General features: G+C 69.9%; 13 protein-coding genes. 5 read left to right on the forward strand and 8 right to left on the reverse strand.

From position 1 onward, the window contains the following. The 3 genes from ACOADB_RS22035 to ACOADB_RS22045 all read right to left on the reverse strand — a co-directional run. Positions 1-674, reverse strand: a 674-nt coding sequence (locus tag ACOADB_RS22035; RefSeq protein ID WP_378603623.1) for a sugar transferase, incomplete at its 3' end; no start/stop codon positions are given. Positions 675-804: 130 nt separating this feature from the next. Further along, positions 805-2,025 carry a glycosyltransferase family 4 protein gene (locus tag ACOADB_RS22040; RefSeq protein WP_378603626.1) on the reverse strand — a complete coding sequence of 407 codons (1,221 nt, stop codon included), beginning with the start codon at positions 2,023-2,025 and terminating at the stop codon, positions 805-807. 14 nt (positions 2,026-2,039) lie between these two features. Then, positions 2,040-3,023, reverse strand: coding sequence for an NAD-dependent epimerase/dehydratase family protein (locus tag ACOADB_RS22045; RefSeq protein WP_378603629.1), 984 nt, complete (start codon positions 3,021-3,023; stop codon positions 2,040-2,042). A gap of 148 nt (positions 3,024-3,171) precedes the next feature. Here ACOADB_RS22045 and ACOADB_RS22050 point away from each other — a divergent pair, with 148 nt between their 5' ends. After that, a complete protein-coding gene (locus ACOADB_RS22050) occupies positions 3,172-4,164 on the forward strand; it encodes a GDP-mannose 4,6-dehydratase (protein ID WP_378603632.1) in 993 nt (330 codons plus the stop codon). Here the strand turns inward: ACOADB_RS22050 and ACOADB_RS22055 are convergent. Both ACOADB_RS22055 and ACOADB_RS22060 read right to left on the reverse strand, forming a co-directional pair. Next, positions 4,161-5,066 carry a class I SAM-dependent methyltransferase gene (locus ACOADB_RS22055; protein ID WP_378603635.1) on the reverse strand — a complete coding sequence of 302 codons (906 nt, stop codon included), beginning with the start codon at positions 5,064-5,066 and terminating at the stop codon, positions 4,161-4,163. The genes ACOADB_RS22050 and ACOADB_RS22055 overlap by 4 nt on opposite strands. A 48-nt stretch (positions 5,067-5,114) precedes the next feature. Further along, positions 5,115-6,197 (reverse strand): glycosyltransferase, encoded by a 1,083-nt coding sequence (locus ACOADB_RS22060; RefSeq protein ID WP_378603638.1) that lies wholly within the window; start codon positions 6,195-6,197, stop codon positions 5,115-5,117. A 24-nt stretch (positions 6,198-6,221) separates the two neighbouring features. On the opposite strand from ACOADB_RS22060, the gene gmd reads away from it, so the two are divergent. Both gmd and ACOADB_RS22070 read left to right on the forward strand, forming a co-directional pair. After that, positions 6,222-7,217: a GDP-mannose 4,6-dehydratase gene (gene gmd / locus ACOADB_RS22065; protein ID WP_378603641.1), complete on the forward strand. Its 996-nt coding sequence runs from the start codon at positions 6,222-6,224 to the stop codon at positions 7,215-7,217. Beyond that, complete coding sequence (locus tag ACOADB_RS22070; RefSeq protein WP_378603644.1) at positions 7,214-8,107, forward strand: FkbM family methyltransferase; 894 nt, start codon at positions 7,214-7,216, stop codon at positions 8,105-8,107. The genes gmd and ACOADB_RS22070 overlap by 4 nt, the downstream gene beginning before the upstream one ends. Before the next feature lie 67 nt (positions 8,108-8,174). Here ACOADB_RS22070 and ACOADB_RS22075 read toward each other — a convergent pair whose 3' ends face one another. The 3 genes from ACOADB_RS22075 to ACOADB_RS22085 all read right to left on the reverse strand — a co-directional run bounded on the left by ACOADB_RS22075 (position 8,175) and on the right by ACOADB_RS22085 (position 11,389). Then, complete coding sequence (locus ACOADB_RS22075) at positions 8,175-8,903, reverse strand: hypothetical protein (protein WP_378603647.1); 729 nt, start codon at positions 8,901-8,903, stop codon at positions 8,175-8,177. After that, the gene (locus ACOADB_RS22080; RefSeq protein WP_378603650.1) at positions 8,900-9,868 is read right to left on the reverse strand and encodes a hypothetical protein; all 969 of its coding nucleotides are present in this window, start codon (positions 9,866-9,868) and stop codon (positions 8,900-8,902) included. The genes ACOADB_RS22075 and ACOADB_RS22080 overlap by 4 nt, the downstream gene beginning before the upstream one ends. A 117-nt stretch (positions 9,869-9,985) precedes the next feature. Beyond that, a complete protein-coding gene (locus ACOADB_RS22085) occupies positions 9,986-11,389 on the reverse strand; it encodes a class I adenylate-forming enzyme family protein (protein ID WP_378603653.1) in 1,404 nt (467 codons plus the stop codon). Positions 11,390-11,521: 132 nt separating this feature from the next. On the opposite strand from ACOADB_RS22085, the gene ACOADB_RS22090 reads away from it, so the two are divergent. Further along, positions 11,522-12,787, forward strand: coding sequence for a phthiocerol/phthiodiolone dimycocerosyl transferase family protein (locus ACOADB_RS22090; RefSeq protein WP_378603656.1), 1,266 nt, complete (start codon positions 11,522-11,524; stop codon positions 12,785-12,787). Beyond that, a complete protein-coding gene (locus ACOADB_RS22095; RefSeq protein ID WP_378603659.1) occupies positions 12,787-14,031 on the forward strand; it encodes an oligosaccharide flippase family protein in 1,245 nt (414 codons plus the stop codon). The genes ACOADB_RS22090 and ACOADB_RS22095 overlap by 1 nt, the downstream gene beginning before the upstream one ends. The last annotated feature ends 19 nt before the right edge of the window (positions 14,032-14,050 follow it).

The following is a 14,050-nucleotide window of genomic DNA, read 5'->3' on the forward strand; positions in this document are numbered from 1 at the left end:
TGCGGCGCCAGGTCGGGCATGTGCACGGTGGAGCGCTGGCGGCGCGGGGCCGCGAGCTGGAGCGCCTCGTCGAACGACATCGGCTTGCGGACGCCGAAGGTGATGAGGACCGTGAACAGCAGGATCTTGAAGTCGAGCGCGATGCTCGGGCTGGCTGCGCTCTGGCGGGAGTACGCCGACTCCAGCTCCAGGCGCTGGTCGTCGGTCAGCGAGCACCGACCGACGAGCTGCGGCAGTCCGGTCAGGCCGGCCGGGGTCTCCCAGCGCGAGTCGATGTCGGCGTGCTGGTCGGTGAGCGCACCGCGGACGGCGTCGGTCAGGGGGCGGGCGCCGACGATGCTCATCTCGCCCTTGAGGACGTGGACGAACTGGGGGATCTCGTTGAGTCCGAGGCGGTCGAGCACGCGGCCGACCGAGGTGTAGAGCGGGGAGTCGTGCGGGGTGTTGAGGAACCTGCCGCTGTCGACGGGTGCGGTGACCTTGTGCGCGTCGCGCACCATCACGCGGAGCTTGACCATCTCGATGACGGTCTTCGGCCCCACCCAACGGCGGGAGCGGTAGAAGATGGGTCGACCTGAGAAGAGGAGCACGGCTGCGGCGGCAACGGCCACCACAGGTACCCAGACGACGGCGGCCAGGCTGATCACGACGACGTCGAACGCGCGCTTCTTCAACTGCTACCTCCTGCCACAGACCAGACCCGAGTTGTGGTCGTCCCGATGCGGGGTGGGGGACCCTGCACCCAGCCCAACGAGCGAGTGGCCGATGGGGTACGAATCACTTGCAGGATTGAAGGCGGGACCTTCAGCCGAGGCGGGACGAACCCGCGCCGCGCGCCCGGACATGGGTGCGCAGGAGCCCTTCGAACTTCGTGGCACAGCCGTCGAGAGCGAACTCCTGCTCCGCCAGGTCACGCGACGCCTCACCGAGCTCGGTGCGCATCTCGTCGTCCTGGAGGACCTGGACGAGCCAGGCGCCGGCCTCGGCGACGGAGGCCTCGGCAGGCGGCAGGACCAGCCCGCCCGCACGGGTCACCAGGGACGAGGCGAGGTTCTCGGCGGGCATCAGGCCCAGGACCGGTCGCCCCGCACACAGGTAGGACAGCGTCTTCGAGGGGACCGAGAACGCCCCGGCCTCCTTCTCGAGCAGGACGACGAGGACGTCGCCGCTGCCGAGGACCTCGGGCAGGCGCTCGTACGGCTGGAACGGCAGCAGGGTGATCGGCACGTCCAGCCGCTCCGCTTCGGCACGGAGTACGTCGACGGCGGGGCCGGAGTTCACGACGACCAGTCGGACCGGCTGGCCGGCGTCGGCGGTCGCCTTCGCGAGGTGGACGAGCAACTCGGGGTTGTGCTTGAGGCCGAGCGTGCCGGAGTAGACCAGGGTGCGGACGTCGTCGACCTCGTGCTCGATCGCCCAGTCGTTCTTGCGCTCGACCGGCCGGATCTCGTCGAGCGGCGCCCAGTTGGGGATCACGGTGACCTTGGCCGCCGTACCCCACTTCTCGTGGACGGGGACGAACGACGAGGCGATCACGACGATCGCGGCGGCGCGGCGGGAGCACCAGCGTTCGGCGACCTCGAAGGCCCAGGCCACGACTGCGAAGTGCTTGGGCAGCTTGCTGCCGCTGAAGGACTTCACGGCGATGGCGTAGACGTCCTGGTGCCACAGCACCCACGGCTTGCGCAGCACGGCCATCGCGAACGCGAAGATCACCAGGGTCGGGATCTGCACGTTCGACATCATCGTGATGTCGGGGTTCACCCGACGCACGTGGCGGACCAGCTCGAAGCCACGACGGACCTCGCGCACGAGCCGCTGGGCCATCCGCTGGTTGTCGATCAGCTTGGCGCCGCCGATGCCCTCGAACGTGATCGTCTCGCCGGGTGCCGCCTCGAGCTTGCCCTTGCCGGACACGTAGCCCTCGACGTACGAGTGGGTGACGTCATGCCCCCGACGGGCGAGCTCGCGACTCAGCTCGGCCTGGAAGGGGTGTCCGCTGTGGTCGTGGACCAGAATCCGCAACTGCTCAGTCCTCGTCAGCCGTGGGCGCGCTTGACCTGGTCGTAGACCCAGGCATAGGTCTTGGCCAGACCGTCGGCGAGCGTGATCGACGGCTCCCAGCCGAAGACCTCGTTGATCATGGTGTTGTCGGAGTTGCGGCCGCGCACGCCCTGGGGCGCGCTGAGGTCGTACTTCCGCTCGCACTTGATGCCGGCGATCTCCTCGACGATCGAGTAGAGCTGGTTGATGGAGACCAGCTCGGCCGAGCCCAGGTTGATCGGCACCTCGAGGTCACTGGCCAGGATGCGCTGCGAGCCCTCCACGCAGTCGTCGACGTACATGAAGCTGCGGGTCTGCTCGCCGTCGCCCCAGATCTCGAGCTCGTGCTTGCCGGTGATGACCGCCTCGGCGATCTTGCGACACACGGCGGCGGGCGCCTTCTCGCGGCCGCCGGTCCACGTGCCCTCGGGGCCGTAGACGTTGTGGTAGCGGGCGGTGCGGGTGATCAGGCCGTAGTCCTCGGTGAAGTGGCGGGCCATCCGCTCCGAGAAGAGCTTCTCCCAGCCGTAGCCGTCCTCGGGCTGCGCCGGGTAGGCGTCGGACTCCTTCAGCGCGGTGACCGCGGTGTCGGTCTGCTTGTCCGCGGCGTAGACGCACGCGGAGGAGGAGTAGAAGTAGCGCTCGACGTCGAACTTCTTCGCCGCCTGCAGCATGTGGGTGCTGGTGAGCACCGTCAGCATGCACAGCGCCTTGTTGTTCTCGATGAAGCCCATGCCACCCATGTCGGCGGCGAGCATGAAGACCTCGCGCGCACCTTCGGTGGCTGCCTCGGCATCGGCGAGCAGCGACAGGTCGGCGACGCCGTTCTGGGCATCGGGGTGCACCTGGTACCACTCGTCCATCGGCTTGACGTCGATCGAGCGGACGGTCTTGCCCTGAGCGAGGAGATCAGCGACGAGGTGTCCTCCGATGAATCCGCCGCCACCGGCAACCAGGACGTCTACGGGGCCCGAACTCATGAAATTCTCCTCAGGATCTGAATGATGTGAACCGCCCCCCAGCGATGACCTACCAACGACTAGACCAGCCCTGCGTCACGGTGACGCGGCAACGTGGGAGTCGGCTCCCGGCAACTCTGCCGATTCGTCGTCTCCTACACTCGCGCCTGTGCGCACTGCCCTCGTCACTGGCGTCGCGGGGCAGGACGGAATCTACCTCGCCCGCTCCCTCCTTGCGGACGGAATCCGCGTGGTCGGGACCGTCTCCGGTGCGATCGACGACCAGCCCCGCCATGCCTACCTCGCCGGAGCCGAGCTGCGATCGCTCGACCTGCGCGACGGAGACGGCCTGCGCGCGCTCGTCGCGGACGTCGAGCCCGACGAGGTCTACAACCTGGCGGCGGTGAGCTCGGTCGGGCGCAGCTGGCACGAGCCCGAGCTGACGCAGGCGGTCAACCAGACTGCCGTGGAGATCCTGGTCACGGCCCTGCTCGCGCAGCGTGACCGGACCGGTCGGCAGGTGCGCCTGTTCCAGGCCTCGTCGGCCGAGGTCAGCGGCGACGCGACGGCCAGTCCCTATGCGCGGTCCAAGGCTGCGGCCGAGGACGTCGTACGGGACGCGCGTGACCGCGGCCTGGCCGCGTCGATCGGGCGTCTCTACATCCACGAGAGCCCGTTGCGAGCGGTGACCTTCGTGAGCCGCAAGATCACCCAGGGGGCGGCGGAGATCGCACTGGGTCGACGGGATCGCCTCGTCCTCGGCAACCTGGACGTCGTACGGGACTGGGGCTTTGCCGGTGACTACGTCGAGGCGATCCGGTTGATGGTCGACGCCGAGGTCCCCGTGGACCTGCCCATCGGCACGGGTCGCCCGCACCGGCTGGTGGACCTGGTCGACCGCGCCTTCGTCGCTGCGGGCCTCGGCAGTGCCGAGGGGTACGTCGACCAGGACCCCTCGCTCGTCCGGCCGGCCGACACCGCCGTACTCGTCGCCGACCCGGAGCCTGCTGCGGTGGCGCTGGGCTGGCGTGCAGCGACCACTTTCGAGGAGACGATCGACGCGATGGTCGCCGCGGACCTCGCCCGCCTGCGCTCCGGCGTCGACGAGGACGAGGCCTACCTCGGGAAGCTTCCGCTCCCGGGGCGTCGCGAGGCGCGTTAGGCCTTGCGGGCCCGCACGTCCAGCACGATGCGCGGTGCGATCGGGCTGGAGATCAGCCGGTCCAGCAGTCGAGCGGCGGGTCGGACCGACCACTTCGGCGGGTTCATCGAGGCGATGTAGGCCTCCGACGTGAGGGTGTAGCGAAGCCGCGGCTCCGCAACGATGTCGACGAACCCGAGTCGGGTGAGCTGCGCGGTGATGCTCTCGCGGGTGTGCAGGATCCAGTGGTGCTGGGCGATCCGGCGATCGGGCACCTTGCTGAACCGCCCGAAGGTGACGCGCTTGGCCGCGTGGGCCATGGTGTCGGCCTTCGTCCAGTGCGGCGTCTGCAGGAACAGCACGCCACCGGGGCGCAGCATCGTGTGGGTGTCCGCGAGCAGCTGGTCGGTGTCGGTGACGTGCGCGAGCACGCACCACAGGGTGACGGCGTCGATGTCCTCGACGTGCCCGAGGCTGGACAGGTCGCCGAGGTCGAGGTCGACGTCGTGGCGGTCCTTGGCCAGCTTGACGGCGCCGGCGACGATCTCGTTGCCGGTGACCGAGAAGCCGAAGTCGTCGCGGGCGACGCTGAGGAACTCGCCGTCGCCGGCCCCGACGTCGTACAGCACCGGTGCGGTGTCGGCGGCCCGGGCGGGCAGGGCATCGCGGACCCAGCCCAGCGCCTCGCGCCAGGCCTCCGGTCCCACCTGCTCACGCTTGATGTCGACCCAGTCGCTGTAGTCGTCGTCCGACCACTCGATCTGGAGCTCGATGGCCTCGAGGCGCTCGGCGTCCTCGTGGTCGTGCCAGAAGTGCACGCCACAGTCGAGACACGTGCTGATCCGCCGGCCGGTTGCCCGGGAGGCGACTGCCGTGCGGACGCGAGGTCCTGCGCAGGCAGGGCAGTCGTGCGAGTTGGTCATCACGTTCTCCCGATGCGGTGGAATGTCGGACGGTAGTACAGCAGCAGGTCACTCAGTCGCGGGCGGCAACCCCGCCCTGATGACCTCGGCGGTACGACGCCAGGTGAATGCCTGGGCGAACGACTGGCCTGCGGCGAGCTGGTCCGGCGTGAGGGCCAGGGCTCTGCGAATGCCGTCGGCGAGGTCCGTGGCCGTGGTGGAGCGCACCGTGATGGCGTGCCCGCCGGTGACCTCGGCGAGCGCCGGGTCGGCGGAGATGACGGTCGGGATGCCGAGGCGCAGCGCTTCGGCCGCCGGGAGTCCGAAGCCCTCGAAGTCGGACGGGAACACGACGAGCCCGGCGCCGGTGAAGCAGGACTGGAACGCATCGTCGTCCAGCCAGGGCATCAGCTCGACGTGCTCCTCGATGCCGAGACGTCGTACCTCCTCGGTGGCGGCGGCGCGGTCGGCGGAACCCATGCCGACGAGGCGGAGCAGCCAGCCCGGGCCATCGGGGCCGGAGGACGCGCAGAACTCCGCCCAGCCGGCGATGACCGCGTCGGCGTTCTTGTTGCTGAAGTGCCCGAACGCGATCGCATAGGGCCGGTCGCCGGCCGGCGGACGAGTCCATGCCAACGCATGGTCGGAGCCGAGCGGCGCAGCGACGGCCCGGGCGGCGAGCGCCGGGTGCAGGTCACGGAAGTCCGTCAGCGTTCGCTCGGAGATGGTGAAGATGCCGTCCGCGAGCCGCAGGCTCCATGCCCACGAGATGGTGCGGGCGATGCGGGCCTTGCGCGAGAACTGGTCGGGGCGCAGCTCGAAGCGGAGGTCGTAGAGGATCACGCCCCGGGGCGCGCGGGTGCCGGCCAGTGCGGAAGCGGGAACGCCCACGATCACGGCGTCCGCGCGCAGGCGCTTCGCGGCCCTGCGGATCGACACCGATCGCAGCCACAGGCCGCCGACGGGTCCGCGGGGCCGTTCGAGGACCTCCGCACGAACTCCTTCGGGCAACGGGAAGCGGTGGCTCTCCGGGCCGAACAGGACGGTGATCTCATCCTCGGGGAAGGTCTCGGACCATCCCCGGGTGAGGTGTTCAAGCACGATCGCCACGCTGCCGGGGAGCCCAACGACCGCATCCACGACGAGACGCATGGGACGCGACGATACTGTGCCCCCGTGACGAAGCGCGCACTCATCACCGGCATCACCGGTCAGGATGGTTCCTATCTCGCCGAACTGCTGCTCGGAAAGGGGTACGAAGTCCACGGATTGGTCCGTCGGTCGTCGACCCTGAACCGCAGCCGGATCGATCACCTGCACGGAGCGGCAGACCTGCATCTGCACTACGGCGACCTCACGGACGGGGTCAGCCTGAGCAACCAGTTGCGTGACATCGCCCCGCACGAGGTCTACAACCTGGGTGCCCAGAGCCACGTCAAGGTGTCGTTCGAGCTGCCCGAGTACACCGCGTCCACGGACGCGGTCGGGACGCTGCGACTGCTCGAGGCGATCCGCGCCGCCCGGCTGGACTGCCGGTTCTACCAGGCCTCCACGTCCGAGATGTTCGGCGCGACCCCGCCGCCGCAGAACGAGTCAACGGTCTTCTACCCGCGGTCGCCGTACGGCGCGGCGAAGCTCTACTCCCACTGGGTGACCATCAACTACCGCGAGGCCTACGACCTGTTCGCGGTCTCCGGCATCCTGTTCAACCACGAGTCGCCGCGTCGCGGCGAGAGCTTCGTGACCCGCAAGATCACCCTCGGTGTGGCTTCGATCAAGCTCGGCATCTCCGACCACCTCGACCTGGGCAACCTGGACGCCGTACGCGACTGGGGCTTCGCGCCCGAGTACGTCGAAGGCATGTGGCGGATGCTGCAGCAGGACGAGCCGCAGGACTTCGTCCTGGCCACGGGTGTCGGCGCGACGGTCCGCGAGTTCTGCGAGGCGGCGTTCTCCCACGCGGGCCTCAACTGGGAGGACCACGTCCGCTACGACAAGTCCTACGAGCGGCCGACCGAGGTCGACGCGCTCATCGGTGATGCGTCCAAGGCCCACTCCGTGCTGGGATGGAAGGCCAAGACCCACGCGACCGAGTTGGCACAGCTGATGGTCGACGCCGACATCGAGCACCTCGGTCGCCTCGTGCAGCACAAGAAGGAGCTCGACGCATGATGCGTCCCGACGCGATTGTCTCGACGGCCAAGCGACGCGTGAGCTGGATGATTCGCGACCGGTTCCCGTTCCGGCCGGTCATCCGGGAGGTCCAGGGCGTTCGCCTGGTCCTGCCGTGGTCGCACCGGTTGCCCGACTACGCCACCTGGGGCCCGCTGTACGGGCAGAACCTCGTGGAGCTGGCGCGCGGCCTCGCCGAGGCAGCGCCGCCGCTGACGGTGCTCGACGTCGGCGCCAACGTGGGTGACTCCGCGGTCCAGATCCTGAACGCGGCCGACGGCAAGGTGCTGTGCATCGAAGCGGACCGGGCCTACCTCGACTTCCTGCACCGCAACGTCGACAACGACAAGCGGGTCTCGGTCGTCGAGGCCCTGCTGGTCGTCGACGAGGGCAGCAGCGGCGGCACCGCCGTCCGCACCGGCGGCACGACCCGTTTCGTGAAGGGCGCGGCGACCGACGCCATGCCCACGGTCTCGGCGACGCGACTGCGCAACGACAACCCCGCCTTCCGTGACCTTCGGCTGGTCAAGTCCGACACCGACGGCTACGACGTCAACCTGGTGCCGGCGATCGCCGAGGCCTGGGCGGACGCGCGTCCGGTGCTGTTCTTCGAGTACGACCCGTACCTGACGCGGCTGGCCGACCTGGACCCGCTCGCGGTCTGGCCGCGGCTGGCCGAGCTCGGTTACCGCCACGTCGCTGTGTGGGACAACGGCGGTGCGGCACTCGGGCAGGCCAGCATCGACGAGATCGCCACGGCGGCCAAGGGGCTCGACAACCAGCCCGGGCCCGCCCGCGCGCGCACGTACTGGGACGTCGCCGTCGTCCACGAGGACGACGACCGCGGCCGCGCCGTGATCCAGCGGCTGGTGCCCGGCACCCTGTCCTGACGGAGAAGAAGGCCGCCGCCCCGTCGTTGACGAGGCGGCGGCCTTCTGCGTGGTCGGGCGCGGTGGATCAGGTGGACTGCAGGCTGCGCGTGACGCCCTCACGGATCAGGGTGCGGCCGGCGTCCGTCGGGTGCACGCCGTCGTAGGTGAGCTCGGGACGGAAGTGGCCGCTGGCGTCGCTCAGGAGATCGGTCAGGTCCACGGCATGGATCGTCGGGCCCGTCTGGTTGGCCCGCGTGACGGCCAGCAGGTCGGCCCGCATGAGGCGGTGTGCCTCGAGTCGCTCAGCCGGCGTTCCCTTGATCGGGAAGGCTTCGTCGATGAGGGTGTCGAGGGCCGGCGGTACGGGCACCACCACGAACGCGCGGGGCGCGCCGAGGTCGGCAGCCAGGCGCCGGACCCGCTCGACGTAGGTCGGGACGAACGGCAGTTCGGGCTTCTCCTTGACGTGCGGTGCCAGGTGACAGCGCACGTCGATCTCGCCGAAGCTGAAGAACCAGGTGACCCGGTCGCTGCCCGGAACCCGTCGCAGGATCCGCAGCGCGCGGTGCATGCCGGGCTTGAAGTCGTCCCGGGCCATCGAGAACATCAGCCGCGGGCCGAGGTGCCAGACCCAGCGCCGGTCGCCGTCGTTGCCGACGCCGAGGGGCGGAAAGCTGTCCCTGACGAACAGCACCGAGTTGGAGTCGCCGACCCACACCTGGTCCACCCGACGACGGGCCACGGCCACGACCAGCCCGAGGAATCCGAGCCAGGCGAGGGTCTTGGCCTTGAGGACCCGAAGCCGGTGCCTCATGCGTTGTCTCCGGCGCCGCCTTCGACCGCCTCGGCGACCGTGGTCGTCTCGCCCGTGGTGACGTCGATGACCGGCAGGTGCCCGATCGTCGCGATCCGGTCCGCACGGGAACGGATCCGCGACAGCGTTCCGTCCTCGTTGCGCGCCGTCAGGAAGCGGCTCTCGCGGTAGCCCGAACGGGCGGTCTGCTCCGGCAGGTCGCCGGCGACGTCCTCGCGGACGAAGAAGGCGTTCGCGCCGTTGCTCGCACAGCCGACGAACCGGTAGCCGCGACTCTTCGCGAGGTGCACGAACGCACCCAGCGAGGCGCCGAAGTAGAGCTGCGAGTAGTGCGCCGAGGAGTTCACGAACGCCGGGTCGTACGGCACCGTGATGGCGGCGTCGGGTCCGAGGAGCGCGTTGTACTCGACCACGACGATGGCCGGGTCGACGACGGTGATCGCGTCCCAGATCCAGTAGTCGTTGCCGTCGACGTCGACCGACAACAGGCCCAGGCCTCCGGTGAAACCGCCACCGGAGATCAGGTCGTTGATGTTCTCGGTGGTGACGAACGCGGACACCGGCTCGACGTCGTGGCGCCAGCTCAGGCTCGTGCCGAGCACGAACTTCACGTGCTCCTCGCCGCCGTCGATGATCAGGCCGCGCCAGTTGTTGTTCTGGAGCAGGAAGCGCGTGTTCGACTCGCGGTAGTCGCCGGTCCCGATCTCGACGAACGTCGTGTCCTGGACCTTCGTCGTGCGGGCGAGGTGCTGGATGATGCCGTCCTCGCCGAACTGCGAGAACACGCGGAACTCCACGTCCTCGAGGGTGGTCGGCGCCGGCCGGACGTCCAGCAGGTGCGTCTCGAGCCGGCCGATGGCCAGGCGCATCTCGTCCTGCTCGTTGCGCAGTCGCTGCACCAGGTGCCGGGCACCGGGAACAGTGGCGAGTCGCCGGAGCGATTGATAGGCGAAGTCAGACGGCAACGGACCTCCATGCCAGATGGAGCTGGCTTTGATCGGGCCAGCAGTTCATGCGGAGGATAACTGACGGGAGGGAGGGGTCGTCGGCAGGTCCAGTGACTTCGTGCCCACCGGTTTCCGTCAGTCCTGCAGGCCCCGCACGGTCTTCTCCCCGCGGGTCTCGAACGACGCGACCAGCTTGACGCTGCGGGGGTGCCACGCCGGCGGCAGGTCGGCCAGGGCGGCACTGATCTGGCGCCGGATCTCGTTGGTGTCGGCGCCGTCGAGCCCACCCTCGGGCACGATCTCGACGGCCACGATGGCGCCGGTGAGGCGGTTCGGGCGACCGAAGACGCGCGCCATGGCCACCGAGGGGAGCGGGGTGATCCGGTCCTCGACGGGCAACGGATGCACCTTCACGCCACCGACGTTGATCACCTCGGACGTGCGGCCGCGGAAGACCACGCGGTCCTCGACCAGGTCGACCAGGTCGCCGGTGGGCTTCCAGCCGGTCTCGGCTGCGGTCTCGTCGGTCTCGGCGGTCTCGGCGGTTTCGCCGGCGTAGCCGAGCATGCCGGTGCCGGCGCGGACCCACAGCTCGCCGTCGATGACGCGCAGCAGGCCGTCGGGGTTGGTGTCGCTCCACAGGCTGGACGCCGACAGTCCCGGCCGGCCGTCGCGCACCGAGGCGATGGAGCCGAACTCCGTGGACGCGTAGACCTGGGAGATCCGGGCCGTCGGGAAGGCTGCCTGCAGATCGGTGAGCAGGTCGGGGGAGCTGGCCTCGCCGCCCAGGGTGATCTGCGACAGCTCCGGCAGGGCGGCCTGCCGGCTGCGGGCCTCGGCGAGCAGGAAGCGCCAGTACGTCGGCGTCGCGCTGACGCACGTGACGTCTCCGGCCAGCAGGGCCTCGAGGCCGTCGCGCGGTTGCCGGGGGAAGGGTGCGACAAGGGTCGCGCCGATGGAGACGACGTGCTGCAGGACCTGGATGCCCGCGAACTGGTGCGGGCCGTAGGCGAGCAACCAGCGCTGCTCGGGCCGCGGCTTCGCGTCCTGGGCGGTCCGCGCGAGCACGCTCCAGTCGTGGCGTGCCGCCTTGGGCAGGCCGGTCGTTCCGGTGGTGCGGATCATCAACGGTTGCGGGCCGTCCGTCGCGACATCGAGCGACGAGGTGGTCGCGTCGCCGGCGTCGGCGAGCAGCTCCTGCGGCCGGATCACCGTGAAGTCCCCGACCAAGTCCTCGCGCCGACTCACGACGAACTCGTGACCCAGGGTCGCGGACTGCTCGGCGAACTGGGTGGCGTCGATGTCGGGCTGGTACTGGCACGGCTCGACCCCGGCGGCCGCAGCGCCGCCCAGCAGGCGCAACACCCACGCCGCATCGGGCTCGACGATCGCGAACCGGGCGATCCCGCGACGGGTGAGAGCGGCAGCAACGATCCGCGCCTCGGCGAGCAGGTCGTCGTACGAGACGACGCCTTCGGGGGTGATGACCGCGGGCTGCGAAGGCGTTCTCGCAGCAGCCGCTTCGAGGAGCCGGATCATGCGGACCAGTATCCAAGCAGGGCCATGGCCGTGACTGGCGGGTCCCCGAACCGTTTCCTTCACGAAGGCGGTGGGCGGCCACGCCTCGCGTGACAGGATGTCGCCGCCACCACCCCCCAGGAGGAGTGAACCGTGGGTTCCCACCGATCGATGACGGTCGCCGAGAAGTACTACACGCTGCTCGACCAGTGCTGGCCGGCCAATGTGTTGATCAGCGCCGACCTCGATCGCTGCTTCGACGTCGAGTTCGTCGCCGAGCGGTGGCAGGAGTTCCGGGCGCGGCGGGTGCTCGCCCGCACCGTCGCCCGCGAGGACCTCACCATCGCCGATGCCGGCACCGACGGCGAGTTCTTCACCTCGCGCGAGCTCACCGAGGACCTGTGGGACTCGGTCTACGACGAGGAAGCGGCGATCCGCTACGACCTCGGGACGCCGTTGCGCCTGCGCTACCTGCGGAGTCCGGCGGAGGGCAGTTCCCGGGTGCTGTTCGTCGGGCACCACTCCTTCTTCGACGGCCGGATCGGGATCTCGGAGATCCAGGCCTTCGTCCGGTTCCTCGACGGGCAGGAGATCCCCGAGCAGCAGTCCCTGTCGGAGGCGCCGGCGACGCGGCAGGACTTCCCCTGGCAGCAGGACCGCCGCGCGCTGATCGACGTGCTCCGTGACCTGAAGACCCGCAGCGTCGACATCGGCGAGCCCGGCCCGGCGTGGTGGCCCGATGTCAGCGGGGAGCGGCGCTCCCGTCTGCAGGTGATGGTCTTCGACCAGGAACGCGCGACGAGCCTGGTGAAGGCCGGGAAGGTGCACGGCTCCGGGGCGTTCTCCACGGTCGGTGCGGCCTGGCTGGTCGCCGTGGCACGGCACCTCTGCGACGCCGACCCGACGACGGCACTGCACCTCTCGGTGCCGGCCGACGTCTCGCTGCCCAGCGACGACCCGGGTCGGCCGCCGTCGATGGCCGTGGGTGTGCTGGGCCGGCCGTACCGGGTCGACGTCAATGACGTCTGGGGACTGGCCACCGAGGTCGCGTCCACGATCCGCGAGGCGCTCGGCCGGGGCGAGGCCGAGCTCTTCTTCCACCTCACCCGCGTCGAGCACGTCGTCGACCTCGTCGCAGGCAAGGCCCTCGTCGCGGCTGCGCTCGCGGCCGGACCGCCGTGCGTGGTCGTGAGCAACATGGGGGTGGTCGATCCCGGCACCGACCCCGAGTGGCTGCGCTTCCCGAGCGGCCAGCTGCCGTCCGCCCCGAACCAGGTGGTGTTCGCCGCGACGCTGAACTACCGCGGCAAGCTGGTCCACAACATCTCGACCGACGACAGGCGGCTTCCGCCCGAACAGCTCGCCACGCTCATCGACGGCTACCTCGACCTGGTGCAGGCCATGTCGGCAGGTAGTTGATGACCCAGACCACCGCAGGGTCGGGCCGCCGCGTCGGCCTGATCACGCTGGACCAGATCCTCTCCAGCCTCTCCAACATCGGTGCCCTGATCTGGGTCGCGCACTCCTTCGAGCCGGAGGACTTCGGTCGCTTCAGCCTGATCATGATGGTCTTCACCGTCGCGCAGGTGGCGATCCGCAGCCTGATCTCGACGACCGTCGTGGTGCATCCCGAGGACGCCGACACCCGCCCGCGGAGCATCCTGGCCTCGACCTTCCTGATCGGGCTGGTCGCTGGAGTCCTGTGCCTGGCCGCAGGCCTGGCCCTGCTGGCCGCGGACAGCGCCCTGGCCGGTCCGATCCTCGCCCTGGCTGCACCGATGCCGTTGTTGCTCGTGCACGACGTCGGGCGCTACCTCGGCATCGGACGCCAGCAGCCCGGCAAGTCGATCGTCCTCGATGCGCTGTGGGTCCTCCTGCTTGCGGCCGGCTTCGGCGCGATCATCGCCCTCGATCTCGACTCGCTCACCTGGCTGGTGGCGATCTGGGCCGGCTCGGGTGCCGTCGCCGCCCTCTGGGTCTTCGTGCAGTACGGCGTACCCACCCGCGACGGCCTGGCCTGGGTGCGCGAGCACTGGGGATTCTCGTGGCGCTCCCTGGTGGGCGGCGTGGCGGCCAGCGGCACCGTGCTGCTCACGGCATCCCTGATGTCGCTGTTCAGCAGCCCGCTCGCGGTCGCGGCGTTCCGCGCGGCCACGTTGCTCGCGGCGCCCAGCACCGCCGTTCAGACGTCCGTCTCGACCTCGGCCGCTGCGGACATCGCGCGCGAGCGGGAGAACGGCGAGAGCTACTGGCCGCACGTCCGCCGGGCGATGGTGATCTGCTTCGTGGTCGGCGTGCTGACCATGGCGCTCCTGGTGTTCCTGCCCGACGTGATCGGCCGCGCCGTGCTCGGCGAGGCGTGGGACGTGGTGGAGCCGCTGATGCTGGCGGTGAGCCTGAAGGTGCTCCTGATGGCCGGGCAGAGCGGCCTGCGCGCGGCCCTGATCGGTCGGCACCGGATCCAGGTGGCGATGGTGACCGACATCGTCAGCCTCGTGCTGGCCGGCGTGTGCATGGTCGTCGGCGCCGCGCTCGGGGGTGCCGAGGGCGCCCTGTGGGCGATGGCGATCGGCACGGGTGTCACGACGGCGTGCTGGTGGGTGGCGATCGCCTGGAAGGGCGGCCCCGTCGAACCGGTCAGGCGCGGCAAGCACCGCGCCTGACCGTCGAACGGTCGAACGG

The sequence above is a fragment of the Nocardioides sp. CPCC 206348 genome (assembly GCF_048654705.1).
In the GTDB taxonomy this organism is placed as follows: domain Bacteria; phylum Actinomycetota; class Actinomycetes; order Propionibacteriales; family Nocardioidaceae; genus Nocardioides.

What these genes read in the sequence shown, in the direction of transcription:
- ACOADB_RS22045 (WP_378603629.1), bottom strand. Translation starts at nt 3,023, where the DNA reads ATGAGTTCGGGCCCCGTAGACGTCCTGGTTGCCGGTGGCGGCGGATTC.
- ACOADB_RS22055 (WP_378603635.1), bottom strand. Translation starts at nt 5,066, where the DNA reads ATGACCAACTCGCACGACTGCCCTGCCTGCGCAGGACCTCGCGTCCGC.
- ACOADB_RS22060 (WP_378603638.1), bottom strand. Translation starts at nt 6,197, where the DNA reads ATGCGTCTCGTCGTGGATGCGGTCGTTGGGCTCCCCGGCAGCGTGGCG.
- ACOADB_RS22070 (WP_378603644.1), top strand. Translation starts at nt 7,214, where the DNA reads ATGATGCGTCCCGACGCGATTGTCTCGACGGCCAAGCGACGCGTGAGC.
- ACOADB_RS22075 (WP_378603647.1), bottom strand. Translation starts at nt 8,903, where the DNA reads ATGAGGCACCGGCTTCGGGTCCTCAAGGCCAAGACCCTCGCCTGGCTC.
- ACOADB_RS22085 (WP_378603653.1), bottom strand. Translation starts at nt 11,389, where the DNA reads ATGATCCGGCTCCTCGAAGCGGCTGCTGCGAGAACGCCTTCGCAGCCC.
- ACOADB_RS22095 (WP_378603659.1), top strand. Translation starts at nt 12,787, where the DNA reads ATGACCCAGACCACCGCAGGGTCGGGCCGCCGCGTCGGCCTGATCACG.